The 24,470-nt window shown below is 65.0% G+C and carries 22 protein-coding genes; 12 read left to right on the top strand and 10 right to left on the bottom strand.

All coding sequences use genetic code 11. From position 1 onward, the window contains the following. Positions 1-105 precede the first annotated feature (105 nt). Entirely contained in the window at positions 106-1,176 is a 1,071-nt protein-coding gene (locus tag BRAD3257_RS02210) for a LysM peptidoglycan-binding domain-containing protein (RefSeq protein WP_122400467.1), read from the bottom strand. Between the two features lie 717 nt (positions 1,177-1,893). Here BRAD3257_RS02210 and BRAD3257_RS02200 point away from each other — a divergent pair. Further along, positions 1,894-2,253 carry a hypothetical protein gene (locus BRAD3257_RS02200; RefSeq protein ID WP_122400466.1) on the top strand — a complete coding sequence of 120 codons (360 nt, stop codon included), beginning with the start codon at positions 1,894-1,896 and terminating at the stop codon, positions 2,251-2,253. A 30-nt stretch (positions 2,254-2,283) separates the two neighbouring features. Here BRAD3257_RS02200 and BRAD3257_RS41645 read toward each other — a convergent pair whose 3' ends face one another. Next, positions 2,284-2,406, bottom strand: a complete 123-nt coding sequence (locus BRAD3257_RS41645; protein ID WP_256375944.1) for a hypothetical protein — start codon at positions 2,404-2,406, stop codon at positions 2,284-2,286. A 157-nt stretch (positions 2,407-2,563) separates the two neighbouring features. On the opposite strand from BRAD3257_RS41645, the gene BRAD3257_RS39975 reads away from it, so the two are divergent. The 4 genes from BRAD3257_RS39975 to BRAD3257_RS02180 all read left to right on the top strand — a co-directional run bounded on the left by BRAD3257_RS39975 (position 2,564) and on the right by BRAD3257_RS02180 (position 5,602). Then, positions 2,564-2,983, top strand: coding sequence for a hypothetical protein (locus BRAD3257_RS39975; protein ID WP_162500029.1), 420 nt, complete (start codon positions 2,564-2,566; stop codon positions 2,981-2,983). A gap of 128 nt (positions 2,984-3,111) precedes the next feature. Further along, positions 3,112-4,254 carry a lactonase family protein gene (locus tag BRAD3257_RS02185; protein ID WP_122406327.1) on the top strand — a complete coding sequence of 381 codons (1,143 nt, stop codon included), beginning with the start codon at positions 3,112-3,114 and terminating at the stop codon, positions 4,252-4,254. A 66-nt stretch (positions 4,255-4,320) separates the two neighbouring features. Continuing rightward, entirely contained in the window at positions 4,321-4,497 is a 177-nt protein-coding gene (locus BRAD3257_RS39565) for a hypothetical protein (protein ID WP_160118743.1), read from the top strand. A gap of 211 nt (positions 4,498-4,708) precedes the next feature. Beyond that, on the top strand, positions 4,709-5,602 hold the full coding sequence (locus BRAD3257_RS02180; protein ID WP_162500070.1) for an efflux RND transporter periplasmic adaptor subunit: 894 nt from the start codon (positions 4,709-4,711) through the stop codon (positions 5,600-5,602). 172 nt (positions 5,603-5,774) lie between these two features. Here the strand turns inward: BRAD3257_RS02180 and BRAD3257_RS02175 are convergent, their stop codons facing one another. Both BRAD3257_RS02175 and BRAD3257_RS02170 read right to left on the bottom strand, forming a co-directional pair. Then, positions 5,775-6,857: an ISAs1 family transposase gene (locus BRAD3257_RS02175; protein ID WP_122400463.1), complete on the bottom strand. Its 1,083-nt coding sequence runs from the start codon at positions 6,855-6,857 to the stop codon at positions 5,775-5,777. A gap of 112 nt (positions 6,858-6,969) precedes the next feature. Next, positions 6,970-7,818, bottom strand: coding sequence for a caspase family protein (locus tag BRAD3257_RS02170; RefSeq protein WP_122400462.1), 849 nt, complete (start codon positions 7,816-7,818; stop codon positions 6,970-6,972). A 421-nt stretch (positions 7,819-8,239) separates the two neighbouring features. Between BRAD3257_RS02170 and BRAD3257_RS02165 the strand changes: the two genes are divergently transcribed. The 4 genes from BRAD3257_RS02165 (at position 8,240) to BRAD3257_RS02150 (ending at position 14,509) form a co-directional block, all read left to right on the top strand. Further along, positions 8,240-9,967 carry a hypothetical protein gene (locus tag BRAD3257_RS02165; protein ID WP_122400461.1) on the top strand — a complete coding sequence of 576 codons (1,728 nt, stop codon included), beginning with the start codon at positions 8,240-8,242 and terminating at the stop codon, positions 9,965-9,967. Between the two features lie 144 nt (positions 9,968-10,111). Continuing rightward, complete coding sequence (locus BRAD3257_RS02160) at positions 10,112-10,834, top strand: thermonuclease family protein (protein ID WP_122400460.1); 723 nt, start codon at positions 10,112-10,114, stop codon at positions 10,832-10,834. A gap of 186 nt (positions 10,835-11,020) precedes the next feature. Continuing rightward, positions 11,021-12,208, top strand: coding sequence for a pyridoxal-phosphate-dependent aminotransferase family protein (locus BRAD3257_RS02155; protein WP_122400459.1), 1,188 nt, complete (start codon positions 11,021-11,023; stop codon positions 12,206-12,208). A 198-nt stretch (positions 12,209-12,406) separates the two neighbouring features. Next, positions 12,407-14,509: a S9 family peptidase gene (locus tag BRAD3257_RS02150; RefSeq protein ID WP_122400458.1), complete on the top strand. Its 2,103-nt coding sequence runs from the start codon at positions 12,407-12,409 to the stop codon at positions 14,507-14,509. Positions 14,510-14,587: 78 nt separating this feature from the next. On the opposite strand, the gene BRAD3257_RS02145 is transcribed toward BRAD3257_RS02150, so the two are convergent. Both BRAD3257_RS02145 and araD read right to left on the bottom strand, forming a co-directional pair. Then, positions 14,588-15,307, bottom strand: coding sequence for a ribonuclease activity regulator RraA (locus BRAD3257_RS02145; RefSeq protein WP_122400457.1), 720 nt, complete (start codon positions 15,305-15,307; stop codon positions 14,588-14,590). A gap of 96 nt (positions 15,308-15,403) precedes the next feature. Then, positions 15,404-17,143: an L-arabinonate dehydratase gene (araD, locus tag BRAD3257_RS02140; RefSeq protein ID WP_122400456.1), complete on the bottom strand. Its 1,740-nt coding sequence runs from the start codon at positions 17,141-17,143 to the stop codon at positions 15,404-15,406. Positions 17,144-17,408: 265 nt separating this feature from the next. Here araD and BRAD3257_RS02135 point away from each other — a divergent pair, with 265 nt between their 5' ends. Together BRAD3257_RS02135 and BRAD3257_RS02130 are read left to right on the top strand one after the other, a co-directional pair. Then, positions 17,409-17,828, top strand: a complete 420-nt coding sequence (locus BRAD3257_RS02135) for a response regulator (protein WP_122400455.1) — start codon at positions 17,409-17,411, stop codon at positions 17,826-17,828. Further along, on the top strand, positions 17,806-21,411 hold the full coding sequence (locus BRAD3257_RS02130) for a PAS domain S-box protein (protein WP_122400454.1): 3,606 nt from the start codon (positions 17,806-17,808) through the stop codon (positions 21,409-21,411). Before BRAD3257_RS02135 ends, BRAD3257_RS02130 begins: the two co-directional genes overlap by 23 nt. An 83-nt stretch (positions 21,412-21,494) precedes the next feature. Here BRAD3257_RS02130 and BRAD3257_RS02125 read toward each other — a convergent pair whose 3' ends face one another. Then, complete coding sequence (locus BRAD3257_RS02125; protein WP_027577504.1) at positions 21,495-22,130, bottom strand: response regulator transcription factor; 636 nt, start codon at positions 22,128-22,130, stop codon at positions 21,495-21,497. Positions 22,131-22,279: 149 nt separating this feature from the next. Between BRAD3257_RS02125 and BRAD3257_RS02120 the strand changes: the two genes are divergently transcribed. Then, positions 22,280-22,606 carry a hypothetical protein gene (locus tag BRAD3257_RS02120; protein WP_122400453.1) on the top strand — a complete coding sequence of 109 codons (327 nt, stop codon included), beginning with the start codon at positions 22,280-22,282 and terminating at the stop codon, positions 22,604-22,606. On the opposite strand, the gene BRAD3257_RS02115 is transcribed toward BRAD3257_RS02120, so the two are convergent. From BRAD3257_RS02115 to BRAD3257_RS02105, 3 genes are all read right to left on the bottom strand, one after another. After that, positions 22,603-23,106, bottom strand: a complete 504-nt coding sequence (locus BRAD3257_RS02115; RefSeq protein WP_122400452.1) for a response regulator — start codon at positions 23,104-23,106, stop codon at positions 22,603-22,605. The genes BRAD3257_RS02120 and BRAD3257_RS02115 overlap by 4 nt on opposite strands. A gap of 141 nt (positions 23,107-23,247) precedes the next feature. Continuing rightward, complete coding sequence (locus tag BRAD3257_RS02110) at positions 23,248-23,565, bottom strand: PilZ domain-containing protein (protein ID WP_122400451.1); 318 nt, start codon at positions 23,563-23,565, stop codon at positions 23,248-23,250. Between the two features lie 2 nt (positions 23,566-23,567). Further along, positions 23,568-24,446: a CheR family methyltransferase gene (locus BRAD3257_RS02105; RefSeq protein ID WP_122400450.1), complete on the bottom strand. Its 879-nt coding sequence runs from the start codon at positions 24,444-24,446 to the stop codon at positions 23,568-23,570. Between the last annotated feature and the right edge of the window lie 24 nt (positions 24,447-24,470).

Raw genomic sequence — 24,470 nt, 5'->3', positions numbered from 1 at the left:
CAAGCGCGCAATGCGTCACATCACAATGACGCGCGAGGGAACCGATTGTTCCGCGGCGATGCAGGGCAAAGCGTCGCAACGCTCACCGGCCATGCCGGCGCGGGGTCACTGCGGCTTTTGCGGCAGCACGAACGTCTGCCCGGGATAGATCAAATCGGGGTTGTGGATCTTGTCGCGGTTGGCCTTGAAGATCACCCCGTAGCGGGCGCCGTCGCCGTAAGCGAGCCGGCTGAGCGCCCACAGGCTGTCGCCGCGGGCGATAACGCGGCTGCCGCCTGCTTCCGCCGGTGCGGTGGTGAGCACCTCCGCCGGCGAGGCCGATGCGACCGCCGTCGCCGCCGGCGCATGCGCGAAGGCCTTGGGCTTCGGCGCGCCGATCAACCTCGGCCGGGCCGCTTGCCTGTCAGGCACTGAAGCCAGGTGCGGCGAGGCCGATGGCAGCGCGGCCACGACATCCGGCTTGTCGTCGGTCTTCTCGGCCTGCTTGGTCTCCTGCCGCGCATCCTGCTTCGCGGCCGGCGCGGGCGGCGGCGCCGCCTCGGCGATGGTCACCGGCATGGTCCGGCCGGATTCCGTCACCGTGCCGTCAAGCGCCTTGGCCCGGAGCGTCAGTTCATAGGAACCGGCAGGAAGCTGCGGCGGAGTCATCACGAACTGGCCCGAAGCGTCGGCGACCACGGCATCGAGCGGCTTGCCGTCGCGCAGCAGCTCGACCCTTGCACCCGGCGTGGCGCGGCCCGCAATCACTGCCGCCTCGCCATGACTGTCGATGCGGGCGACGTCGAACCGGGGCCCGGCATCCGCCGGCGCCGGCTTGACCGGCGCGAAATCGCCGAGCGCGGCCGTGACCTGCTTCTGGGTTTCGCCCAGCGCGCCCGCCTTCGGCTCCGCGGCCGGTGCAGGCGGCGCGCTGGCGGCAAGCTTTGGCTGGACCGGCTTCTGCTCTGGCTTGGACTCGTCCGCTCCGGGCTCCACCTTGAGCTCGACCTTGGCCTCGACTTTGGTCTCGGGCTTGGCTTCGGGCTTGGCTTCGGGCTTGGCGTCGGGCTTGGCGGCGACGATGGTCGTCGTCCCGTCCGGCAGCAGGCGGCGCAGCTCGGTCGGGCCGATCACCAGCGCGGTGCCGACCAGCGCCAGCAGACAAAAGGCAATGAAGGCCTTGGATGCGGTGATCATCTGAAAAGGACCTTGAGTGGCAAATCAGCCGAGGTCGGCAAAGTGCGCCGATTTGGCTGCGGCAGCAAGACGGTCGATGGGATTATGCCTCCATCCCGGCGCGTCCGGAATGACCCGGCGAGGTCCCCTCGGCGTCAAATGCGCGAGGCCGCACCGCGGCTATATTTTTTAAGGAATTTCCTGTGACCGATTTTTTTCGCACCGCGCCACGGCTGGCGCTTGCTCTGACACTCGCCGCTCCTGCCGCACTGGCCGCCTCCGGCCCGCCGCCTGGTTACATACCTATCGCCATCTGCACGGCGAACGCGGTGAAGCGGAGACTGATTGCTGTCGGACTGTTCGACGCGAGATGGATGATCGACTGCACGATCCTTGCGCCAAGAGATCAAAACGCCAGAGGGTCCGTAACATCTGTTCTTGATATCATGATCGCGATCGCCAACAAGCCGCCGAAGATCGGTAGACATGCAATTCGCGTGAGCCCGTGCGAGACGCTGCATGAAGGGCGATAGTCCGGAATTGTCCGGCGCCTTTCCCCGCGCCACCGTTCACCGTCACCGCGAGAATAGGATCGAACCTCCGAGTTCGTGGTTATCGACTCGCTGAGACGGCCGGGAACTCCGGCCGGCGGGCACCTGTCAACATTGCATCACGCGCAACGCAGGCGGCTTTTCGCCGGCGTCGTGGCGCGCGCGTGCGAGAAGCGAGCGAGGTGACATGGCGGTTTTGTCTTTCAGAACGATCCCTCTCGTGGTGGTTGCAGCCGTCATCGGGCTCTCCGCGGAGGCCCGCGACGACGGGCGCTACGCCAACTCGCCCCTCAAGGGCTGGTTCGAGAGCCTGCACAGCAAGGGCGGCGGCCCCTGTTGTGCCGACGCCGACGGCACTGCGCTGGCCGATGTCGACTGGGAGACGCGGGACGGACATTACCGGGTACGGCTTCTCGGCAATTGGGTCAATGTGCCCGACGACACTGTCATCACCGAGCCCAACCGCGCCGGGCGCACCATGGTCTGGCCTTATTACGTCAACGGCCGTCCCATGATCCGCTGCTTCATGCCCGGCAGCATGATCTGAACCGCGACGAGCTCCGCGGGATCGGGAAGCTCACATCGAACGTCGGGCCGCACGCACTTCGGCGAATTCGGCGTCGGGGTGGCTGACGATGGTGGCGACCATGATGCCGCTGATGATCAGCGACCAGGCGGTGTCCCAATAGATCCAAAACACGAGCCAGCCTCCCTTTTCTCGCTTTCACTCTCTTTCGCGCCCGCCGCACCGGGCTAACCGCATCGCGATGCCGGCGTTTCCAGCGCGAGCCCGGCCCGACGACGCGCGGACGGGACGGGCGCTATTTCTGTTTGGTCGGTGGCGGTGTCCGATCGGTTTGGCCGGTGTGGCGCTTTGCCACGACGTCCTCGTCGTGCTCGCCCTGGTGCGGCCGCGGCGCAAGCTTGGGCTGACCGGCTTGACCGCCATGCTTGCCGCCCATGTCGGGCTTTCCTTCGAGATCGTTTTCGCGGGGCATGCGGTTCAATGCGTTCGCACGGCATTGGTTCGCAACAGGATCGGCCGTTTTCGCACTGTGAACGAACTCATAGAACCGCCCATCTTTGCAGTGCACGATGGAGCTGGCGCCCTGGTGCATCGCGATTTCTACCGACGGATTGGCCTGATGCGAAAACGACTGATCGTCTGGACCATCATGACCGCCACCCTGGTTGCAGTCACCGTGTGGACCATGCTCGGGCCGCCGGACCGCCCGTCCAGCCCGCATCTGCCCTCCCGCACGGCGGCGGTGCGTTAACTCGTCATCCTGCGACCGATACCATTTCGGCATCGATCGATCCCAATTGGAATTTGGTGCGGCGGCGCGCCTCCCGCTATCCTCGCGGCAAAAGGAGGATGCCGCGAGCCGGCTTTCAGGAGGAGCCCATGTTGAGACCGATCCGACGCATCGCATCGCGCGCACCACGCGCTGCGATCGCCATCTCCCTGTTCGCTTCTCTCATTGTCATTTCTGGAGTCCGTGCCGGCATGGCCGAAACCTTCGCCTATGTCGGCAACGCCGACAGCAACGACATCAGCGTGTTCAAGATGAGCGAGAGCGGCGAGATGACACCGGTGCAGACGGCCGCCTTCAAAGGCGTCGAAAAGCCCGGCTCCTCGACGCCGCTCGCGATCACACCCGATCACCGCGTGATGATTGCCGGCGTCCGCTCGCAGCCATACCTCGCGGTGAGCTTTGCGATCGACCCGAAGACTGGCCAGCTCAGCCATCTCGGCAACGGACCGCTCGCGGACAGCATGGCCCATATCGCCGTCGACCGCAGCGGCAAGTTCCTGTTCAGCGCCTCCTATGGCGGCAACAAGGTGGCGCTGAATCCGCTTCTTGCCAGCGGCGTCGTCGGCGAGCCCAAGCAAGTGATCCCGACCGGGCTGAACGCCCACGCCTTCCTGCCCTCGCCCGACAACCGCTTCGCGTTCGCGACCAATCTCGGCTCCGACCAGGTGTTGAGCTTCGCCTTCGATGCCGCGGCCGGTACGCTCACGCCGAGCGATCCGCCGGCCCACAAGGTGGCGGAAAAGTCGGGGCCGCGGCACTTCGTGTTTCACCCGGGCGGCAAGTTCGTCTATCTCCTCCACGAGCTGAACGGCGATGTCGCGGCATTCGCCTATGAAGCGCGGAGCGGCGCATGGGACGAAATCCAGCGCACCACCGCGCTGCCGGAAGGGTTCTCCGGAAAAGAGTCTGATAAGAAGGCTTGGGCCGCCGACATCCACATCACGCCGGACGGCCGCTTCCTCTACGCCTCCGAGCGCACCACCAGCACGCTCACCGCCTACAAGGTCGATGCATCAAGCGGCAAGCTGACCACGATCGGCAGCGTGCCGACCGAGAAGCAGCCGCGTGGCTTCCAGATCGATCCAAGCGGGCGCTACCTCGCCGCGGTCGGCGAGCTCTCGGACGGCATGACGGTCTATGCCATCGACCAGAGCAGCGGCGCACTGGCCAGGCTGAAATCCTACCCCACCGGCAAGAAGCCGAACTGGGTCGAATTCCTGAGCCTGCCGTGAGGGGCCGCGGCGACGGACTTACGTAAACATCCGCAATTTCGCAGCGTCCGCCTTCGGGCCATATCAGTGGGCGTGGACCGACAGATCGTCTTCAAATGCCCTCAGACCGACCTGAACGTGCAGCATCGGCTTACTGATGAGCCGGACGATCGCACCCACGTGTCCGTATCCTGTCCGGCCTGCACGCGGCTGCATCTGATCGATCGGACCACCGGCAAGCTGCTGGGCGATCGGCGCGGCTGACGGTCAACGCCGGCCTGCGGCGTGACGTCTTCGGGGCGAACCTCTTCTCCAATCCTGCGACTAATCAAGGACTTGTAATCAAGGACTTGTAGTCAAGGACTTGCCGCGACTGCCCGCGGCGGCGCGGCGTCCTCTCTCGGGACCACGCGGCCGTAGTGCGGGCGGCGGCCATCTGCTATCGATTGGAGGCATAGCCCCTGTGGAATTTCCGATGCGTCATTTGTCCCGTGCCGTCGTTCGAAACCTGTGTCCCGCAGCCGTCGCCGGCGTGCTCGTCTTCAGTCCCTATCCGGCCGGCGCGGCCGATGACGATGCGCCCAAGGGACCCGCGGTCACGGTGCTGAAAGTCGCGAAATCCTGCTTCTCCGACATCGTCGAAGCCACCGGCACGATCATCGCGCGGGAGGAAACCTCGGTGCGGCCCGAGCGTCCCGGCCTCAAGGTCACGGACGTGCTGGCGGAAGCGGGCGACACCACCACCGCCGGCCAGGTGCTGGCGCGGCTGGCGCTCCCCGAAGGCGGCACGCTTCAGGTCACCGCGCCCGTGGCGGGCGTGATCGCGACCTCGACTGCGCAGATCGGCAACTTCGCCTCGGCCAAGGGCGAGGCGCTGTTCACGATCGTGGCGCGCAGCGAATACGATCTCGTCGGCCTCGTGGCCACCACCGATGTGCGCAAGCTCGCCGTCAATCAGCAGGCCACCGTGAGGATCGCGGGCGCCGGCGACATCAGCGGCAAGGTGCGCCGGATCGGCCCGACCGTCGAGCCGAACATCCAGCAGGGCATGGTCTATATCGGCATCTCCTCGCAGAAGCGGCTGCTCCTGAACGCGAGCGGGCGGGCGCTGATCAAGACCGGGCAAAGCTGCAACGTCGCGGTGCCGCTCACCGCCGTGCAATATTCATCCGCCGGCACCGTGGTGCAGGTGATCCGCCGCAACCGCGTCGAGACCAAGCGTGTCGAGATCGGCTTGATGTCGGGCGGCAATATCGAGGTTCGCGACGGCCTGAACGAAGGCGATGTCGTCGTCGCCCGCGCCGGCGCATTGCTGCGCGAAGGCGATCCGGTGCGGCCAGCGATGGCGAGCGCGGAAGCAGCGAAGTAGCAGCCGCGATCCTTCACCCTCCCCTGGAGAGGGAGGGTCGCTTCGCATGAAGCGTAGCGAAATGCGAAGCGGGGTGGGGTGACAGTCTATCCGTTGAAGCGGTGCCCGAGTGGAGAGATCACCCCACCCCGCTCGCGCTTCGCGCGATCGACCCTCCCCCTCCAGGGTAGGGCTATCGCATATGGGCGAGGGCGGAGAGAAGGAAGTCATTATTCCATCTGGCTTGGAGCATTTTGTGGCTGATGCGGGCAGGACCGGGCGTTGCCTGCAGGGTATTGATGGCCAGCTTGCGGATGAGGGCGAGATTTTCGGCGGCGTGATCTTTGCGGCTGCGGCAGGCATCTTCGTCGAACAGAACGTCGAGAACCCAGTGCAGGTTGTTCTCGATGCTCCAGTGAGCACGCACGACCTCGAGCAGCTTTTTGGCCGACAGCAGGCGCGAGGCGAGGAAGTATCGGACCGTGTGTTTGACAGCCTTGCCAGAGTTGGCGCGCCAGCTGTCGATGCGACCGACGGCGGCGATAGCGGGGAAGTCGTATTGCTTCGCCAACTGAGGAGCCGGCGCGACGATGGCCTGCCGGCGCTCGGCGCGACCGTGGGCAGTGGCTCTTCGTTGACTCGCTCGCGCGGGCTTTCGGGCTGTATCGACCAACGTCTTGGCGGCCTTGAAGAGCCGGCCACGGTTACTCTTGATGGCTAACACGTAGTGCCCCTTCCGATCGAGGATGGCCTGCGCGGTATCGGGCCGGCAATGCAAGGCGTCGGCGGTGACAAGAGCCCCGTCCAGATCGAGCAGGGCGAGGACTTCGAGAGCCCCGGCAACCTCGTTGCGGTTGGGAGCCTTTCTCTGAGCCAGCGCCATGCGAGTGCCTGCGGCCCAGACATTGACCATATGCAGCGGCGTGGCCTGCCGGCCCCGCGTGTAGGCCCCGCGCAGCGCCTTGCCGTCGATGCTGACCACCCCCTTGATGCCGAAGCTCTTGCTGAATTTGCGCAAAACCGCTTCCAGCCCCTTCGGATCCAGCGCACGGAAGACGTTGCTGAACGTATCGTGGCTCGGAATGCCGTGCCTGAGCTCCAGGAAGCGCCGCAACAGCTCCTCGCGGCCTTGGCCAAAGAACTCGAACTCGGTGCAGGTCTTGGCGCCAGCCAGCGTCGCCGCCAAGGCGATGACGAGGATCTCCACAAGATCATGTCGGGTGTTGCTGGCGCGCGGGTCCTTGAGCGGTCGAAACAGGCGCTTGAGCTTGCGCATTCAGGTCTCCCTCTGGAATCGAGAGACACCCAAAGAATCCAGTTCCAACCGCTTGGCAACACCCTGCCAGCACCATATGCGATTCCCCTACCCTCCAGGGGAGGGTAAGAAACTAACCGCCGGCTTCGCCGAAATGGACGTCTTCGAGCAACGATGACGACACGGTCGGGACCTGGTCGCCTTCTGAGGCGCGGGAGATGGCGAGGCGGGTCTTGTTGAAGATGCTCTCGGCGCTGCCCGGCTTGCTGAGGTTGTTGAGGAACTCGCTGACCAGCACGCTGTGCTCGCCCTTGCCGTCATCGACGACCTTGCCGGGCGAGGCGGAGGTGAGGATCAGCGCATTGTCGGACGCGCTGATCGGCGCGAGGCCGTGGCTGTAGGAGCGGAAGCGGCGCTCGTAAGGGTTACGCCGGGAGGCGTCGACCACGACGAGCTTGGCCTTGGCGCCCTGCTCCTTCATCATCTCGAGCACGCCGTCGATGGAGACGCCATGGCGGCGGACGTCGCTTTCCTTCCAGATCACGGCATCGACCGGCAGCATGTAGCTCTCGCGTCCCGCTTGCACGCCGTAGCCGCCGAAGAACAGCATGACGACGCTGTCGTGCGTGATCCGGGACTTCAGGCGGCCCACGGCGCGGACCATGTCGTCCTTGGTCGCGTCTTCCACCATGTCGACGTCAAAGCCGTTCTTGCGCAGGGACGAGGATAGCGCCCGGGCGTCGTTGATGGACTGCGTCAGCGGCGCGTTGGCGTCGGGATAATGTCCATTGCCGATGACGAGCGCGAGGCGCGAGCTCTGGCCGATCGAACCGGTGATCTGTTCGGTGGTCACAGCCTTGGCGGCATCGATCGCACGCATGTTGAGAGCAGCATGGGCGCCGATCGCGAGCGACACCGTGCCGACGAGGGCTGCGGCGAGGGCGATCGTACGTCGGGAAAGGTCGAGCTGCTTTACATTCATCTCGGTTCGTTTCCTGTGCCAAAGTCCAGCCAAGCGCGCGCACACCGTTTGAGTAGCGCGATAGCGGCTTTGGGTTTGAGGGATTGGCCGGGGAAGTGCCCCCGAATTGCGCGCAATTTGCGGCGCCGCACCAAACAAACCCTTAACCGCATATAGGCCCTGGGGCAATAGATTGCTCAAAATTTGAGCTAAGTGTCTGAATATATTGGTTAATCCTCCAGACCAAGTTCATGCATTCTTGGCTCCCCCGTAGCCTTCCGGACGCTCCTCATGCAGCCTTCGTGCCGGCCCTTTCTGTGACGCCTATCACATTTGTATTTTCCGCGAATCCGGGTAGCCTTTTCAACGACTTGCAGGGGGTGGTGTGCGAACGGCTGCGCGCTCGCCGGCCCCGGCCGGGCCCCCCGCGACCAGGTATTTCATGAGCTTTCATTATTTTGCCGGCGCCGCCTGCCGGGCGCTGACGGCGCGGAAGGACGGCCCCTCACTTTACGACGTCTGCGATCCCGTATTGTCCGATGCGGCCGGTGGCGATCCGCATCTGGCCAAATTCTACCAGACCGCACTTGGCAATCCCGCGCTGCGGATACTGCTCCGCCGCGCCGGCCTGCCCGAGCTGCGCGACGAAGCCAAGCTGAGCCGGCTGCGCGAGGCGCTCACCCGCGCCCGCGACGAGGTCGAGCCAGACTGGGCGGCGGTCGGACGGCCGATCGCCGATCTCGTCGACAGCATCGCGCTCGACCATCCCAAGCCGCCGCCGGTGCCGTTCAACGCCGTCCTGCCGCAGGGCACGCAGATCGACGGCGCGATCCGCGACTGCGCGCAGCATCTGCTCGGCTCGTACCGCCGCAATGGTTTCCTGCCGACCTATGCCGCCTTCAACCTGATCGGCGACCCCGATTTTCGCGGACGTGAGCTGATCATGGCGCTCACGGGGCTGAACGCACGCGGGTACAAGAATTCCTCGCTGCTGTTCAACCTCGCCCGCGTCTTCATCGCGCGCTCGCCCGCGCGCGCCGTGGTCAATCCGCCCTGGAAAGGCATTGCCGAGCCGATGTGGGAGCCGGTGCAGATCCGCCACCGCTCCGCCTATTACGACGCGTTCTTCATCGAGGCGCTGCTGAGTTATGTCGAGACCGGGCTCGCCTCGCCGGCCGACAAGATCGCGGCAGAGCGCGCCATCGCAGACATGGTCGATTTCTGCGTCAACATCAGCCGCGAGGAGGTCGAGGGCATCGATGGCGCGCGCTTCAACGTCATCACCGCGCTGGCGCCGGCGCCGCATCCACGGTTCTCCCGCTACTTCGCGCAAATCAAGCAGGATCTCGGCTTCGGAATCTACGTGCCGGATTGCGACACCACGGCCTGCTCGATCTCCGCGGCGACGCAGGCCGGCTGCACCGATCCCATCATCGACCAGCCGCTCCTGGATTTCTACTCGGGCTATCAGGTGCGCGCCGGCGTCAACACGCCGCGCGTGACCGTGCCGCTCAACGACAATATCGACTATGAGGGCGGGGTTGCGACCTGGATCGACAATCTCGCGGGCGAGCGCCCTTACGGCAACGACCTCGATCCGACGCTCAATCTCGACATTCTCGAGGTCAGCTTTCGCAACCTCGCACGCTGGAAGATCCTGGAGACGCCGGCGCGGCTCGCAACCGTGCATCGGATCATCGGCTTCCAGAAGCGCCTGGCGGCGAGCGGCGCCTTCGCCAATCCGCGCTCGCATATCTATTATTTGCCGGAACTCTACAGCGCCTATTTCGGCCGCTGCTATGCCGCCTTCCTGGCACTGCCGCTGTCGGCACAGGCGGCGATCGATCCCGACGGCGATTTCGATTTCATCCGCCACCGCGTGCTGTCCTACGTCAAGGGCGAGCTGATGGCCGCCGAGATGAACGTGTTCGACGCCGCGCTGGCGCTGATCGCGCTCGGCCATCTCGGCGCCGACCCGCGCTCCTTCGCGCCCGCCTTGAACGTCATCATCGCGAGCCTCGGCGAAGGCGGCCGCCGCGGCCCGTTCCGCGCCTATGAATGGAATAAGATGAAGACGCCGACGCGGATTCTGGTGGGCGGACCGGAGGTGACCTCGGCGTTCGTGCTGATGGCACTGGCAGCGGCGAAAAGGGCGATGGCGCGGGGGTGATGTGTCCTTACCCTCCCCTGGAGGGTAAGAAGCCGACAATGACGGGAAGTTGAAAGTCCTCCTGTCAGGCAAACGCTGGCCGAGCGGCCAAAAGCCGACCACAATTGCGCCGTCTATCGAGATTTTCATCACACCCGGACAGGCATGTTACGAAGATTCCTGATTGCGCTTGCTTTCCTCGCCCCCTCGCTCGCGCACGCTGCCGATATCACCGGCACGGCAAAGGTCCGCGCCGGCGATGCCGTGGTGATCGGCAACACGCGCATCCGGCTCGGCGGCATCGACGCGCCCTCAGTCGATCAGCTCTGTCTCAACACCAAGAGCGAGCGCTGGACCTGCGGCGTCGCGGCCCGCGACGAGCTCGCCAAATACGCCGAGGGCAAGACCTGGGTCTGCCACACCCGCGCGATCGACCGGCGCGGGCGCACCGTGGCTCGCTGCGAGGTCGGCGGCGAGGACATCCAGAAATGGCTGGTGCGTAGCGGCTGGGCACTGGCTTACACCCACATGTCGCGGGATTATGAGGCGGATGAAAAGGCCGCGCGCGAGGCCAAGGCCGGGATGTGGCAGGGCGCCTTCATCGCGCCCTGGGACTGGCGCGTCCGCAACAAGAAGACCGCCATCCTGGGGGCCACCGAGCCGCCGGAGGGAGCGCATGCGGTGCTGCTCGCGTCGGCCTCGGGGCCGGTCGCGCCCTCGCCGGACTGCACCATCAAGGGCAATGTGAACAGCGCCGGCGAATGCATCTATCACCAGCCGACCAGCCGCTGGTACGCCCAGATCAGGATGAAGATCAGCAAGGGCACCCGCTGGTTCTGCTCGGTCGAGGAGGCGGAGGCCGCCGGCTGCCGCGAGACGAAGCGATAGAGCATGGTCCGGACCCGAAGGGCCGCGTTGGCGCAAAGTGTGAAGCGGCTTTCCGACGAGACCATGCTCAAAGCAAAAAACCACGCCAGACCTGCGTTTTACGCGCTTTTCCCACACGCCGCCGCCGCGTAAAAGTATGATTCAGCGACCCACCATCCTGTTCTCAAGCAACAAGGACCGACAGCAATGACCGTTCGCGCGGGCCGGGAGTTTCTGGCCATCCCCGGGCCCACCACGATGCCCGACGAGGTGCTGCGGGCGATGCACCGTCCGGCGATCGACATCTACTCCAAGCAGATGCTCGACCTGACAGAGAGCCTGCTCAGCGACATCTCGAAACTGTTTGCGACCAAGGGCAAATCCTACATCTACATCGCCAACGGTCACGGCGCCTGGGAAGCGGCGCTGAGCAACGTACTGTCGCGCGGCGACAAGGTGCTGGTGCTGGAAAGCGGGCGCTTTGCGATCGGCTGGGGCAATGCGGCGGCGCTGATGGGTGCCGAGGTCGAGGTGCTCAAGGGCGACTGGCGCCGCGCGGTGCGGCCGCACGAGGTCGAGGAACGCCTGCGCCGCGACAAGGAGCACAAGATCAAGGCCGTCGTCGTCGTCCAGGTCGACACGGCCAGCGGCGTGCAGAACGATATCGAGGCGATCGGCAAGGCGATCAAGGCGAGCGGCCATCCCGCGCTCTACATGGTCGACACCGTCGCCTCGCTCGGCTGCATGCCGTTCGAGATGGACAAATGGGGCGTCGACGTCGCGATGTCCGGCTCGCAGAAGGGCCTGATGACGCCGCCAGGTCTCGGCTTCGTCGCCGCCAATGCGCGCGCGCTCGAGGTGCACAAGAAGGCCAACATGTCGACGCCCTATTGGAGCTGGAGCGAGCGCGAGGGCACCGAGAACTATCGCAAATATGCCGGCACCGCGCCGGTGCATCTGTTGTTCGCGCTGCGCCAGGCGATCGACCTGCTATACGAGGAAGGGCTTGAAAGCGCCTTCCGCCGCCACAGCCTGCTCGGCGAAGCTGCGCGCCGCGCGGTCTCCGTCTGGTCGGAAGGCCAGGTGCTCGGCTTCAACGTGGCCGAGGCCAGCGAGCGCTCCAACACCGTGACCACGGTCACCATGAGCAACGGCCATGACCCGGCCGTGCTGCAACGCTATTGCAAGGACAAATGCGGTGTCGTGCTCGGCACCGGCATCGGCGATCTCTCGGGACAAGCCTTCCGCATCGCCCATATGGGCCACGTCAACGCGCCGATGCTGCTCGGCACGCTCGGTGTGATCGAGGTCGGGCTGAACGCGCTGAGTATCCCGCACGGCAAGGGCGGGCTCGAGGCGGCGGTGTCGTATCTCGGCGAAGAGGTGGCGGCGTAGCTTCATCCCTGCCCGCTTGCGGCAGCGCGACCGGATCTATCAAAAGTCGCGGATAGCTCGCCCACAGCGCATGTTTCGAGGCGCCTGCCAATGGCGGGCCCTCGGGTCGGAGCGGGAGCGCGAGGCAGCAGCCTTCTTTAAATTCCCCACATTCGATCTGATATAGAGGCAAGACACATCCCAGCTCCGAGGATCGACTTGCCCAACACCGCCAGCAAGACCCCGCCCGTCGCCCCGCGCCGGCCGCATTCATTCACCCGGCACGGCATCACCGTGACCGACGACTATGCCTGGCTGAAGGACGAGAAATGGCAGGAGGTGCTGCGCGATCCCAAGGTGCTCGATCCCGACATCCGCAAATATCTGGATGAGGAGAACGGCTACACCGAGAGCCTGCTCGGCCATACCGCGGCGCTGCAGAAGACGCTGGTGGGCGAGATGCGGGGGCGGATCAAGGAGGACGATTCCAGCGTGCCGTCGCCGGACGGGCCCTTTGCCTATTTTCGCCGGTTTCGCGAGGGCGGGCAGCACGAGCTGTTCGGCCGCATGCCACGCGACGGCGGCGAGGGCGAGATCGTGCTCGATGGCGATGCGCTCGCCAAGGACCACAAATATTTCAAGTTCGGCGGCAGCCGCCACTCGTACGATCACAAGCTGCAGGCCTGGAGCGCGGACACAAAAGGTTCGGAGTATTTTTCGATCCGCGTGCGTGACTGGGCGACGGGAAAAGATCTCGACGATCTCGTCGAAGAGACCGACGGCGGCGTGGTCTGGGCCGCGGACTGCAAGAGCTTCTTCTATGTGAAGCTCGATGACAATCATCGGCCGATGCAGGTGTGGCGGCACAGGCTCGGCACCAAGCAGGCGGACGATACGCTGGTCTATGAGGAGCAGGATGCCGGCTGGTTCACCCATCTGCACGAGAGCACCAGCGGCCGCTTCTGCGTCATCGCCGGCGGCGATCACGAGACGAGCGAGCAGCGGCTGATCGATCTCGCCAAGCCCGAAGCGCCGCCGCGCCTCGTCGCAGCGCGCGAGGAAGGCGTGCAATATTCGATCGCCGACCGCGGCGACGAACTGTTCATCCTCACCAATGCCGACGATGCCATCGACTTCAAGATCGTCACCGCGCCGCTCAGCTCACCCGAGCGCAAGAACTGGCGCGATCTGATCCCATATCGCCCCGGCATCTACATCATCGACCTCGATCTCTATGCCGGCCATCTGGTGCGGCTCGAGCGCGCGCATGCGCTGCCGGCGATCGTGATCCGCGAGCTCGCTGGCGGGGAAGAGCACGCCATCGCTTTCGACGAGGCCGCCTATTCGCTCGACACGATGGGTTCTTACGAATTCGAGACGACGAATTTGCGATTTACCTATTCGTCGATGACGACGCCATCGGAGGTCTACGACTACGACATGGCGAGACGAACGCGCGTGCTGCGCAAGCGGCAGGAGATTCCGTCAGGCCACAACGTTGCCGACTACGTCACCACGCGCATCATGGCGAAGGCGCACGACGGCGCCGAGGTGCCGGTCTCGATCCTCCATCGCCGCGGGATCGAGCTCGACGGCTCGGCACCGCTGCTGCTCTACGGCTACGGCTCCTACGGCATGGCGATGCCGGCCTCTTTCAGCGCCAACCGCCTGTCGCTGGTCGACCGCGGCTTCGTCTACGCCATCGCCCATATCCGCGGCGGCGCCGACAAGGGCTGGAGCTGGTATCTCGACGGCAAGCGCGAGAAGAAGACGAACAGCTTCGACGATTTTGCCGCGAGCGCGCGAGCTCTGATCGAGGCGAAATATACCAGTGCAAGGCGGATCGTCGGCCATGGCGGATCGGCCGGCGGCATGCTGATGGGTGCGGTCGCCAACCGCGCCGGCGAATTGTTCGCCGGCATCGTTGCCGAGGTCCCGTTCGTCGACGTGCTCAACACCATGCTCGACGACACGCTGCCGCTGACGCCGCCGGAATGGCCGGAATGGGGCAACCCGATCGAAAGCGAGAAGGATTTTCGCACCATCCTGTCCTACTCGCCCTATGACAATGTCGCGGCAAAGGACTATCCCGCGATCCTGGCGATGGGCGGGCTGACCGATCCGCGCGTCACCTACTGGGAGCCAGCGAAATGGATCGCGCGCCTGCGCGCCACCATGACCGGCGGCGGCCCGGTTCTCCTGCGCACCAATATGGGCGCCGGCCACGGCGGCGCCTCGGGACGGTTCGAGCGGCTCGACGAGGTCGCGATCGTGTACGCGTTCGCGCTGTGGGCCGTGGGGATGGCGGCGGCTGGGATGTAGCCACACCCACCGCCGTCGCCCGGCCAGTGCGCAATTGCGCGCGGGGGCCGGGACTAAACACCTAGAGCAGTGCGGGCCTTAGCGACCGTTCTTCTTCCGCCATTCCGCGAAATCGGTGAGCGTTTGCGGATCAGTGGCGGGATAGAGACCAAAAATGCCGCGGCCCTTGCCGACCTCCTCGGTGACGAAATCCTCGAACGCAGTCATCTCAAAAGTTTCGTTCGCGATCTCATCGGCGAGGTGCGCGGGGATCACGATCACGCCGTCGGCATCGCCGAGGATGACGTCGCCGGGGAACACCGGCGCATCGCCGCAGCCGATCGGGACGTTGATCTCGATCGCCTGGTGCAGCGTCAGATTGGTCGGCGCGCTGGGACGATGGTGATAGGCGGGGATGCCGAGCTTGGCGATCTCGGCGGAGTCGCGAAAGCCGCCATCGGTGACGACGCCGGCGACGCCGCGCTTCATCAGCCGTGTGACCAGGATCGCACCGGCCGAGGCCGCGCGCGCGTCCTTGCGGCTGTCCATCACCAGCACGGCACCCGGCGGGCAATCCTCGACCGCCTTGCGCTGCGGATGGGAACGATCCCTGAAGACGTCGATGGTGTTGAGGTCCTCGCGCGCCGGCATGTAGCGCAACGTGAAGGCCTCGCCGACCATGGTCGGCTGGCCCGCGCCGACGGGACGCACATCCTGGATCATCTGGATGCGCAGGCCGCGCTTGAACAAGGCGGTGGCGACCGTGGCGGTGGAAACGGATTTGAGCTTGTTGCGGGTGGCTTCGCTGAGTTTTGTCATTTGTATATCCTCATCTGTCATTCCGGGGCACTCGCGTTAGCGAGTGAACCCGGAATCTCGAGGTTCCGGGTTCGCTTCACGCCCCGGAACGACGCATCAATAAATCGACGGTTCGCCGATCGGCGCGCCGAAACCGGTCTCGAGGAAATCGAAGTCGCAGCCGTCGTTGGCCTGCTTGATGTGTTTTGTGAACATCCAGCCATAGCCGCGCTCGAAGCGGCGCTCGGGCTGCTTCCAGGCGGCGCGGCGTTTTGCCAGCTCGGCTTCGGGGACATCGAGATTGATGGTGCGTGCGGCAACGTCCAGCGTGATGCGGTCGCCGTTCTGCACCAGCGCCAGCGGGCCGCCGATATAGGATTCGGGCGAGACGTGCAGGATGCAAGCGCCATAGCTGGTGCCGCTCATGCGCGCATCCGAGATGCGCACCATGTCGCGCACGCCCTGCTTCACGAGCTTGGTCGGGATCGGCAGCATCCCCCATTCCGGCATGCCCGGCCCGCCCTGCGGCCCCGCATTGCGCAGGATGAGGATGTGATCCTCGGTGACATCGAGATTGGGATCGTCGACTGCCTTCTTCATCGAGGGATAGTCGTCGAACACCAGCGCGGGGCCGGTATGCTTGAGGAAGCGCGGCGCGCAGGCGGAGGGCTTGATGACGCAGCCGTCGGGCGCGAGATTGCCCTTGAGCACGGCGAGCGCGCCTTCCTTGTAGATGGGATTGTCGACGGAGCGGATCACGTCGGCATTATGCACCTCGGCGCCCTCGATGTTCTCGCCCAGCGTCTTTCCGGTGACGGTGATGCAGTCGAGATGCAGATGCGGCTTGATCTGGCCCATCAGCGCCGTCAGGCCGCCGGCATAGAAGAAATCTTCCATCAAATACGTAGCGCCGCTGGGACGGACGTTGGCGATCATGGGCACCTTGCGGCTGGCCTTCTCGAAATCGTCGAGGCCGATGTCCTGGCCGGCGCGGCGGGCCTGCGCGATCAGATGGATGATCGCATTGGTGGAGCATCCCATCGCCATCGCCACCGCAATCGCGTTCTCGAACGCCTTGCGGGTCTGGATCACCTTCGGCGTCAGATCCTCCCAGACCATCTCGACGATGCGGCGACCGCATTCACTGGCCATGCGGATGTGGTTGGCGTCGGCAGCCGGAATCGAGGAAGCGCCGGGCAGCGTCATGCCGATCGCCTCGGCAATCGCGGTCATGGTGGAAGCCGTGCCCATGGTCATGCAGGTGCCATAGCTGCGGGCGATGCCGGCCTCGATATCGAGCCAGTCCTTCTCAGAAATCTTTCCGGCACGGCGCTCGTCCCAGTATTTCCAGCCATCGGAGCCGGAGCCGAGCGTCTTGCCCTTCCAATTGCCGCGCAGCATCGGGCCGGCCGGCAGATAGATCGCCGGGACGTTCATCGAGGTCGCGCCGAGCAGCAGTGCCGGCGTGGTCTTGTCGCAGCCGCCCATCAGCACAACGCCGTCGACGGGATGGCTGCGCAAGAGTTCCTCCGCGTCCATCGCCAGCAGATTGCGATAGAGCATTGTGGTCGGCTTCAGCAGCGATTCCGACAGCGACAGCGCAGGCAATTCCAGCGGCAGGCCGCCGGCCATCAGAATGCCGCGCTTGACGTCGTCGACACGCGACTTGAAGTGCATGTGGCAGGGCTGTGCGTCCGACCAGGTGTTGAGGATCGCGATGATCGGGCGGTCCTTCCACTCCTCGGGCGCGTAGCCCATCTGCATCGCGCGGGAGCGGTGGCCGAACGAGCGGAGATCGTCGGGCGCGAACCAGCGCGCGCTGCGGAGCTGGTCGGGTGTCTTTTTCTTGTTTGTCATTTTGTTTCTTGTCTGTCCGGAGGATTCGCCCTGCTCTTCTCACAGGCTGTCCATCGCCGGCAAGGCGCTGAGCAGGACAAAGGCGAGCCTCTGATATGCACTCAGGCGTGCATACCCGCCGCTGCACCGCAATAAATCGGCGCCTCCGGCCGGAGCGGCTCCGAAGTGCTTGCCGGCAGACGAGAATCCGCGCAACAGTTTCATACCTTATGGCTTGATTTGCGGTCGCTGGGGCATTCCCATCCGATATCGGAGGATTTCAGAAGTGGCCAACATCCTGATCGTGGATGACGATCCGGCCGTACAGATCACCATCCGGCTGCTGCTGGAACGGGCTGGTCATCACGTGACGGTCGCCGGCGATGGCCGCGAGAGGCTGGCGTTGTTCGAAGCCCTCCAGTTCGACCTGCTGTTTCTCGACATCTTCATGCCCGGCATGGATGGACTGGAGACGATGCGTCACATCCGGGCGCTGGCCCCGGCCATTCCGATCGTCGTCATCTCCGGCCGTTCGGCTACGCCGGATGCCTATGCCGAGCCGGACCTCCTGAAGATGGCGACCAAGCTCGGCGCGGTGGCAAGCCTGCGAAAGCCGTTCCGACCCGGCGCACTGCTTGCCGTGGTCGATGATTGCCTGACCGCGGGCGAGCCGGAGGGGGCCCATGTCCGCTCCGGCCGCCGATGACAAGAACACCTCCTCTTCAAGGCAGAAACGGCGCCGCGCCACGGCCATTCCTGCGAATATCCCCATGAGACTTGCGACGACGCTGGCAACGCGACTGGCCATCGCGATGATCCTGCTGGTGGCGGTCACCGTGGCTGCAGTCGGATGGCTCGGCTATCGCAACACCACACAGGCCGTCATTCCGCGGGTGCTGGAGCGGGTCGAGGCCCAGTCGCGCCTGCTCGCAGCCAATCTCGAATCCTACGTCGCCGGTGCTCGCGGCGATTTGACCGGCTATCGCTCCGCCGCGGCAATCAATGGCCTGATCCGCGCTCACCTCGGTGGAGGAATCGACGCTTCCGACGGCGTCTCCGAGAAAACCTGGCGCGAGCGCATCGCGGCGCGGCTTGTCGCCGAGATCGATGCCAAGCCCAGCTATGGGCAGTTTCGCATCATCGGTCTCGACGATAACCAGCGCGAGCTGGTCCGCGTTGACCGCTCCGGCCCGAATGGAACGGCCCGGATCGTCCCCGACGACGAACTGGAGAGCAAGGGCGAGCGAACCTATTTCCAGGAAACGATACGGCTGGCGCCGGGCGATATCTATGTTTCGCCCGTCGATCTCGCCACGCGGCAGGGCGGGACCACGGAGCCGCACGTTCCGACTCTTCGCATCGCGACACCCCTGTTCACGCCGGACAACAAGCCGTTCGGGATCGTCATCGCCAATATCGACATGCGCCCGGCGCTCGACCGCATCCGCGCGACCAGGAATTCGGGAGGAGAGCTGTACGTCGTGAATTCGCGCGGCGACTATCTCGTCCACCCCGACCGCACGCGGGAATTCGGCTCATTGCACGGCCATCCCACCGATTGGCGCAATGACTTTCCGTTCTTCTCGGCCCTCGCCGGCACGTCGGACGTAGCCACGCGGCTCACAACGGATGAGTCGGGCCGGCCGAGCGGTGCGGCCATCGCGCCGGCACTGCTTGCGAGCAAGGAATGGGTCGCCATCATCGTGACCATTCCCCCGTCCGTCTTCGGCCACGTGCCGGCCGCCATTCAAAAAACGTCCCTGCTCGTCGGCGTGCTTGCCGTTCTCGCCGCGGCCGCGCTCGCAGTTCTGCTGGCGCGCTCATTGACCCGCCCGATCGGGCGTCTGACCAAGGCGGTGGAGGCCATCGGCAGCGGCCGACCGGCGGACATACCCGTCGATGCCAGCGGCGAGACCGGCGTGCTGGCGCGGGCCTTTGCCCAGATGGTCGAGGAAACCCGGGCGAAAACGGCCGCGCTCGAACGAGAGGTCGAGGAGCATCGACGCACCGAGGCCGCGCGAAGCCATCACGCGGCGCGCGAGAACCTGTTCAGTGCCGCGGTGGAATCGTCCGACGATGCGATCGTGATGCAGACGCTCGATGCCATCATCACGGGCTGGAATCCGGCCGCCGAGCGTCTTTATGGCTATTCGGCGGATGAGGCGATCGGCAAGCCCACGTCGATCATTGTGCCGCCCGATCGCCGCGAGCATGGCAAGGACTATTTGCGGCGGATCGCGCGGGGCGAGCCGATCGAACGCTTCGAGACGGTGCGCCTGCGCAAGGACGGAACGCCGGTCGAGATTTCGCTCGGCCTGTCGCCGATCAGGGGACCGTCGGGCGAGATCATCGGCGCCTCCGGGAGCGCGCGCAGCCTGACCGAGGCGCGGCGCGCCGAGCGGGCGCTGCAGCAGCAGCTCGAAGAGCGGCGCCAGATTTTCGAGACGTCGCAGGACCTGATCATGATCATGGATGCGCGGGGCCATATCGCGCAGATCAGTCCGAGCAGCGAGACCATTCTCGGCTATCGGCCGGACGAGATGATCGGCCGCAGCGGCGCCGACTTCATTCATCCCGACCATCTGGAGCAGTGCCGCGCCGAGATGCGCGCGATGCGTCGCGGCGAGCGCATCAAGCTCGCCGACACCCGCTGCTTCCACAAGAGCGGCCGCGAGGTCTGGCTGTCCTGGCTCGGCAGCTGGTCCGAGCCGGCGCATCGCTTCTTCTTTGCGGGACGCGACATGACAGAAGCGCGGCTCGCGCAAGAATCGCTGCGCGAGAGCGAGCGGCTGGCCCGCAACATCGTCGAGACCTCGCTCGACGCCTTCGTGCAGACCGACGAGACCAGCAGCATCCTGAACTGGAACTCGCGGGCCGAACAGCTGTTCGGCTGGCGCCGCGACGAGGTGCTCGGCAAGAACACGATCGATCTCATCGTCGCCGAGAGTGAACGCGAGAGGGTCAGGGCGGGGCTGAAGCAATTCCTGGAGAACATGGACAGCAGGATGCTGAACCGCCGCCGCGAGCTGATGTGCCGCCGCCGGGACGGCAAGGAATTCAAGGCCGAGCTGAGCGTCACCGCCCTGAAGCGCCGCGAGGGCCTGCTGTTCAACGTCTTCTACCGCGACCTCACCGACAAGATCGCCGCCGAGGAGCGCATGCGCCATGCCGAGAAGATGGAGGCCGTCGGCCAGCTGACCGGCGGCGTGGCGCATGACTTCAACAACATTCTCACCGTCATCACCGGGACGATCGAGATTCTCGCGGAGGCGGTCGCGAAGGAGCCGCAGCTCGCGGCCATCACGAAGATGATCGACGAGGCCGCCGCGCGCGGCGCCGATCTGACCCAGCACCTGCTCGCCTTCGCACGCAAGCAGCCGCTCCAGCCGCGCGAGATCGACATCAACTCGCTGATCGTCGACACCGCGAAACTATTGCGGCCGACGCTGGGCGAGCAGATCCAGATCGAATCGGTGTTCGAGGACGAGAATTGCGTCGCGATCGTCGATCCCAACCAGCTCACCACCGCGATCCTGAACCTCGCGCTCAATGCTCGCGACGCGATGCCCGGCGGCGGCAAGCTGATCCTGGAGACCGGCGCCGCCTATCTCGACGAGGCGTATGCCAGCGCGAACGACGTGCCGCCGGGGAACTATATGCTGATCGCCGTGAGCGACACCGGCACCGGGATTCCTGCGAACATGTTGACCAGGGTGTTCGAGCCCTTCTTCACCTCGAAGGGACCGGGCAAGGGCACCGGGCTCGGGCTTTCGATGGTCTACGGCTTCATCAAACAGTCCGCAGGTCACATCAAGATCTACAGCGAGGAGGGCCACGGCACCACGATCAAGATGTATCTGCCGCCCGGCAAGACGCCGACAGCGGTCGGCGAGGGCGTGACGCCAGCGACGATCGAGGGTGGACACGAGACGATTCTGGTCGTCGAGGACGACCGGTTGGTGCGGGACTACGTGCTGGCCCAACTGCATTCGCTGGGTTACGTCACCTTGCAGGCCGCAAACGCCGCCGAGGCGCTCGCGATCGTCGCCGCCGGAAAGCCGTTCGACCTGCTGTTCACCGACGTCATCATGCCCGGCAAGATGAACGGACGGCAGCTCGCCGACGAGCTTCAGAAGACGCGCCCCGATCTGAAGGTGGTCTACACGTCAGGCTATACCGAGAACGCGATCATCCACCACGGCCGGCTGGATTCGGGTGTTCTGCTGCTCGCAAAGCCCTATCGCAAATCGGATCTGGCGCGGATCATCCGCAAGGCGCTGCAAGCATAGGGCGCCATCGCGTGTCCCGGCTCTGCGGTGCATCACTACGTGACGCGCCGCGCCCGGGGCACGAGAGAAAAAGACCTTGCGAGCTACGAGGCGCGCTGGGCCGCGGTCATCACGATGCGGATCAGGTCGGCGGCGTTGCGCGCGCCGAGCTTCTTCATGATGTTGGCGCGGTGGTCCTCGATCGTGCGCGGGCTGATGCCGAGCGTGCGGCCGGCTTCCTTGTTGGAGGCGCCGGAGGCGAATTGCTCCAGCACCTCGCGTTCCCTCCGAGTCAACGGCTCGCGTCCGGGGAAATGCAGCGAGCCGAATTTCGGAGACGCGTTCTCCGCCTGCCTGCGCGCATAGGCGCCGATCGCCTCGTCGAGCCGGCCGACGATCTCGCTGCCGCGGAACGGCTTCTCGATGAAGTCGAGCGCGCCGCTCTTGATCGCGCCCACCGCCATCGCGATGTCGCCCTGCCCGGAGATCATAAAGATCGGCGCCGGATAATCCTCGCCCTGCAACTCCTTCAGGATGTCGAGACCCGACTTTCCGGGAATATGCACGTCGAGCAGGATCGCAGCCGGTGTGCGGTTTCGCGCGACGGAGAGCAGCGCTGCGCCGTCCGCAAAACAGATGACCTCATAGCCCGCCGCCTTCAACACCATCGACAGGGTGTCGCGGACGGCAGGGTCGTCGTCGACCACGAAGATTTCACCGCGAGAGCTTTGTTCGGCCATTTGCCACATCCGGTTGGCATGAAGGACTAGCGTCCGCGCCAACACTTGTGGCGTTCGGCGCGGATTCGGCCCACCCGTATTTGTACGGGACATGGACTTAACGCACAAGTAGCGGCATGGCGCCTAATTGCATCAGACGGAGAATATCCATGCTGAATTTGGCCGATACGCCGCCTCCTGTCGCAATGCCCGAAAGCGAGAGCCGTGAGTTGATTGCGGCAGACCTTCGCTTGCTGATCGCACAGATCGAGACCAGCATGCGCCGGATCGCCGCGGCCATGGACCAAGAACACGGCAGCGATCCGGAAGGTTCCGCGGGCGTTTTCTTGCTCGACGACGTCACGCCCCGTTATGCCATCGCGAACGCGGCCCTCAACGCCTGCCTGGCGGGCCTCGGCCACGCCCTGCAATGCCTGTCGGAATCCGGAAGCGCGGCGGGCGACCGCGCCCGATCGCATGGCAGCTCCGCGCTTTAGGCGCGGTGCCGTTCCACGATCGCGTCGTTGGCGACACCACCCCAGGTGTGGATCGCCGGCAGCCCCATCGCGGTCTTGCCCAGATTGGCGAGGCTGATGCGCAGCGCCGCGAGATCCAGCGGCTTCGGCAAACTTTGAAGCTCGATCCCGACGGAACGGGCGAAGCTGCGGGCGGCACTGCGGCGCTTGCCGTCCATGCCGCTGATGACGATCACGGAGCCGGTGAATTTCGCGCTCGCCATCTCGCGCAGCACGTCGATGCCGTCGCCATCCTCCAGCACCAGATCGAGCGTCACGCAATCAAAGCGCCCAGCGCGCAGCTTCTCGATCGCATCCGCCACGGATGGCGCCACGGTGACTTCGTGGCCGGCCTGCTTGGCCGCGACCGTGATCAGGCGGCGCTGCGTGGCGTCGTCGTCGACCACCAGGAGCTGAAGCGCACGCCGCTCGGCGACGTCGGGCAGGTTTGAAGGGATGGGGGAAAGAGGACTTCTGGGCATTGCCGTATCCTGAGATTGAGACCTTCGATGGATACACGGGTCGCGCTTAGGCCGCGTAAAGCTGCTGCGGCCAATTGATTCGGATATTTTCAGCAATTGTGAAGCAAGGTGTCGAAAAAAGCGGCGACGGCTGCGGCCAGATCACGCCGCGGCGTCGTGGCCGCCGGCGCTACCGCGCTTCTTCCTGTTCTTGCCGCGCAGGAACTGGATGTCCATTTCGGCGCCGTTGACGCGGACCAGCTCGCAGCGACGGTAGGCGAGGCCCGTCGACGACAGCAGCAGGAAAAACTCTTTCAGGTTCAACCCCTGGATCGAGCCCTCCACCGTGAGAACGGCGTCCGTGTCGGAGATCGCGTTGAGCTTGCAGTCACGCCGCCAGGTGCCGTCGATAGCCATGATGCAGACATCATAACCTCGGCTGAACGTCACGCGCTCCGCGCCCTTGCCATCTTCAGCCATGCTTAGCGTCCCGCCATCGCCGCCATGCGCGGCGCCACTGCGGCGAGAACCGGCTTGGCCGCTGCCGCACGCGGGTCGTTCGGCCTGTAGAGGCCGCGCCGCTCCGCAATTGGCCTGAACGTATCGGTCAGTCCGACCACGGTTTCGGCGGCGCCCAGCACCAGGAAACCATCCGGCTCGATCTGGCGCGCCAGACGGTTGAAGATGTTGATCTTGGTGCCCTGGTCGAAATAGATCAGCACGTTGCGGCAGAATATGACGTCGAAGGTACCGAGCTGGGTGAAATCGTGCAGCAGGTTGAGCTGCCGGTGCTGGACCATCGCCCGCAATTCGGGATTGATCTGCCAGGTCTCGCCGATCTGCTTGAAATGCTTCACCAGCATCTGGATCGGCAGTCCGCGCTGCACCTCGAACTGGCTGTAGACGCCGGCCTTGGCCTTCTCGAGCACCTCCTGCGACAGGTCGGTGGCGATGATCTCGACGCGCCAGCCGGTGAGGGCCGCGCTCATCTCCTTCAGGCACATCGCCAGCGAATAGGGTTCCTGGCCGGTCGAGCCGGCGGCACACCAGATCCGCACGCTGCGTTTGCCGGCGCGCGCCTTGATGATCTCCGGCATGATGTGGTCGCGGAAATGATCGAAGGGGACCTTGTCACGGAAGAAGAAGGTCTCGTTGGTGGTCATGGCTTCGACCACGTCGGTGATCAGCGCGCGCGAGCCGGCTTGCAGCTTCTGCACCAGTTCGGCGATGCCGGAGAGCCCGGCCTTGCGGGCGAGCGGCAGCAGGCGGCTTTCGATCAGGTATTGCTTGTCTGCGGACAGGTCGAGACCGGAATTATCTTTCAGAAATTTACGCAGATACTCGTACTCGGTCGGGGTCACGGATGGCCTCTTCGAAGCTGTACT

Source organism: Bradyrhizobium vignae, assembly GCF_900324035.1.
In the GTDB taxonomy this organism is placed as follows: Bacteria; Pseudomonadota; Alphaproteobacteria; order Rhizobiales; family Xanthobacteraceae; genus Bradyrhizobium; species Bradyrhizobium vignae.
This window is presented reverse-complemented; position numbering and strand designations above follow the sequence as displayed.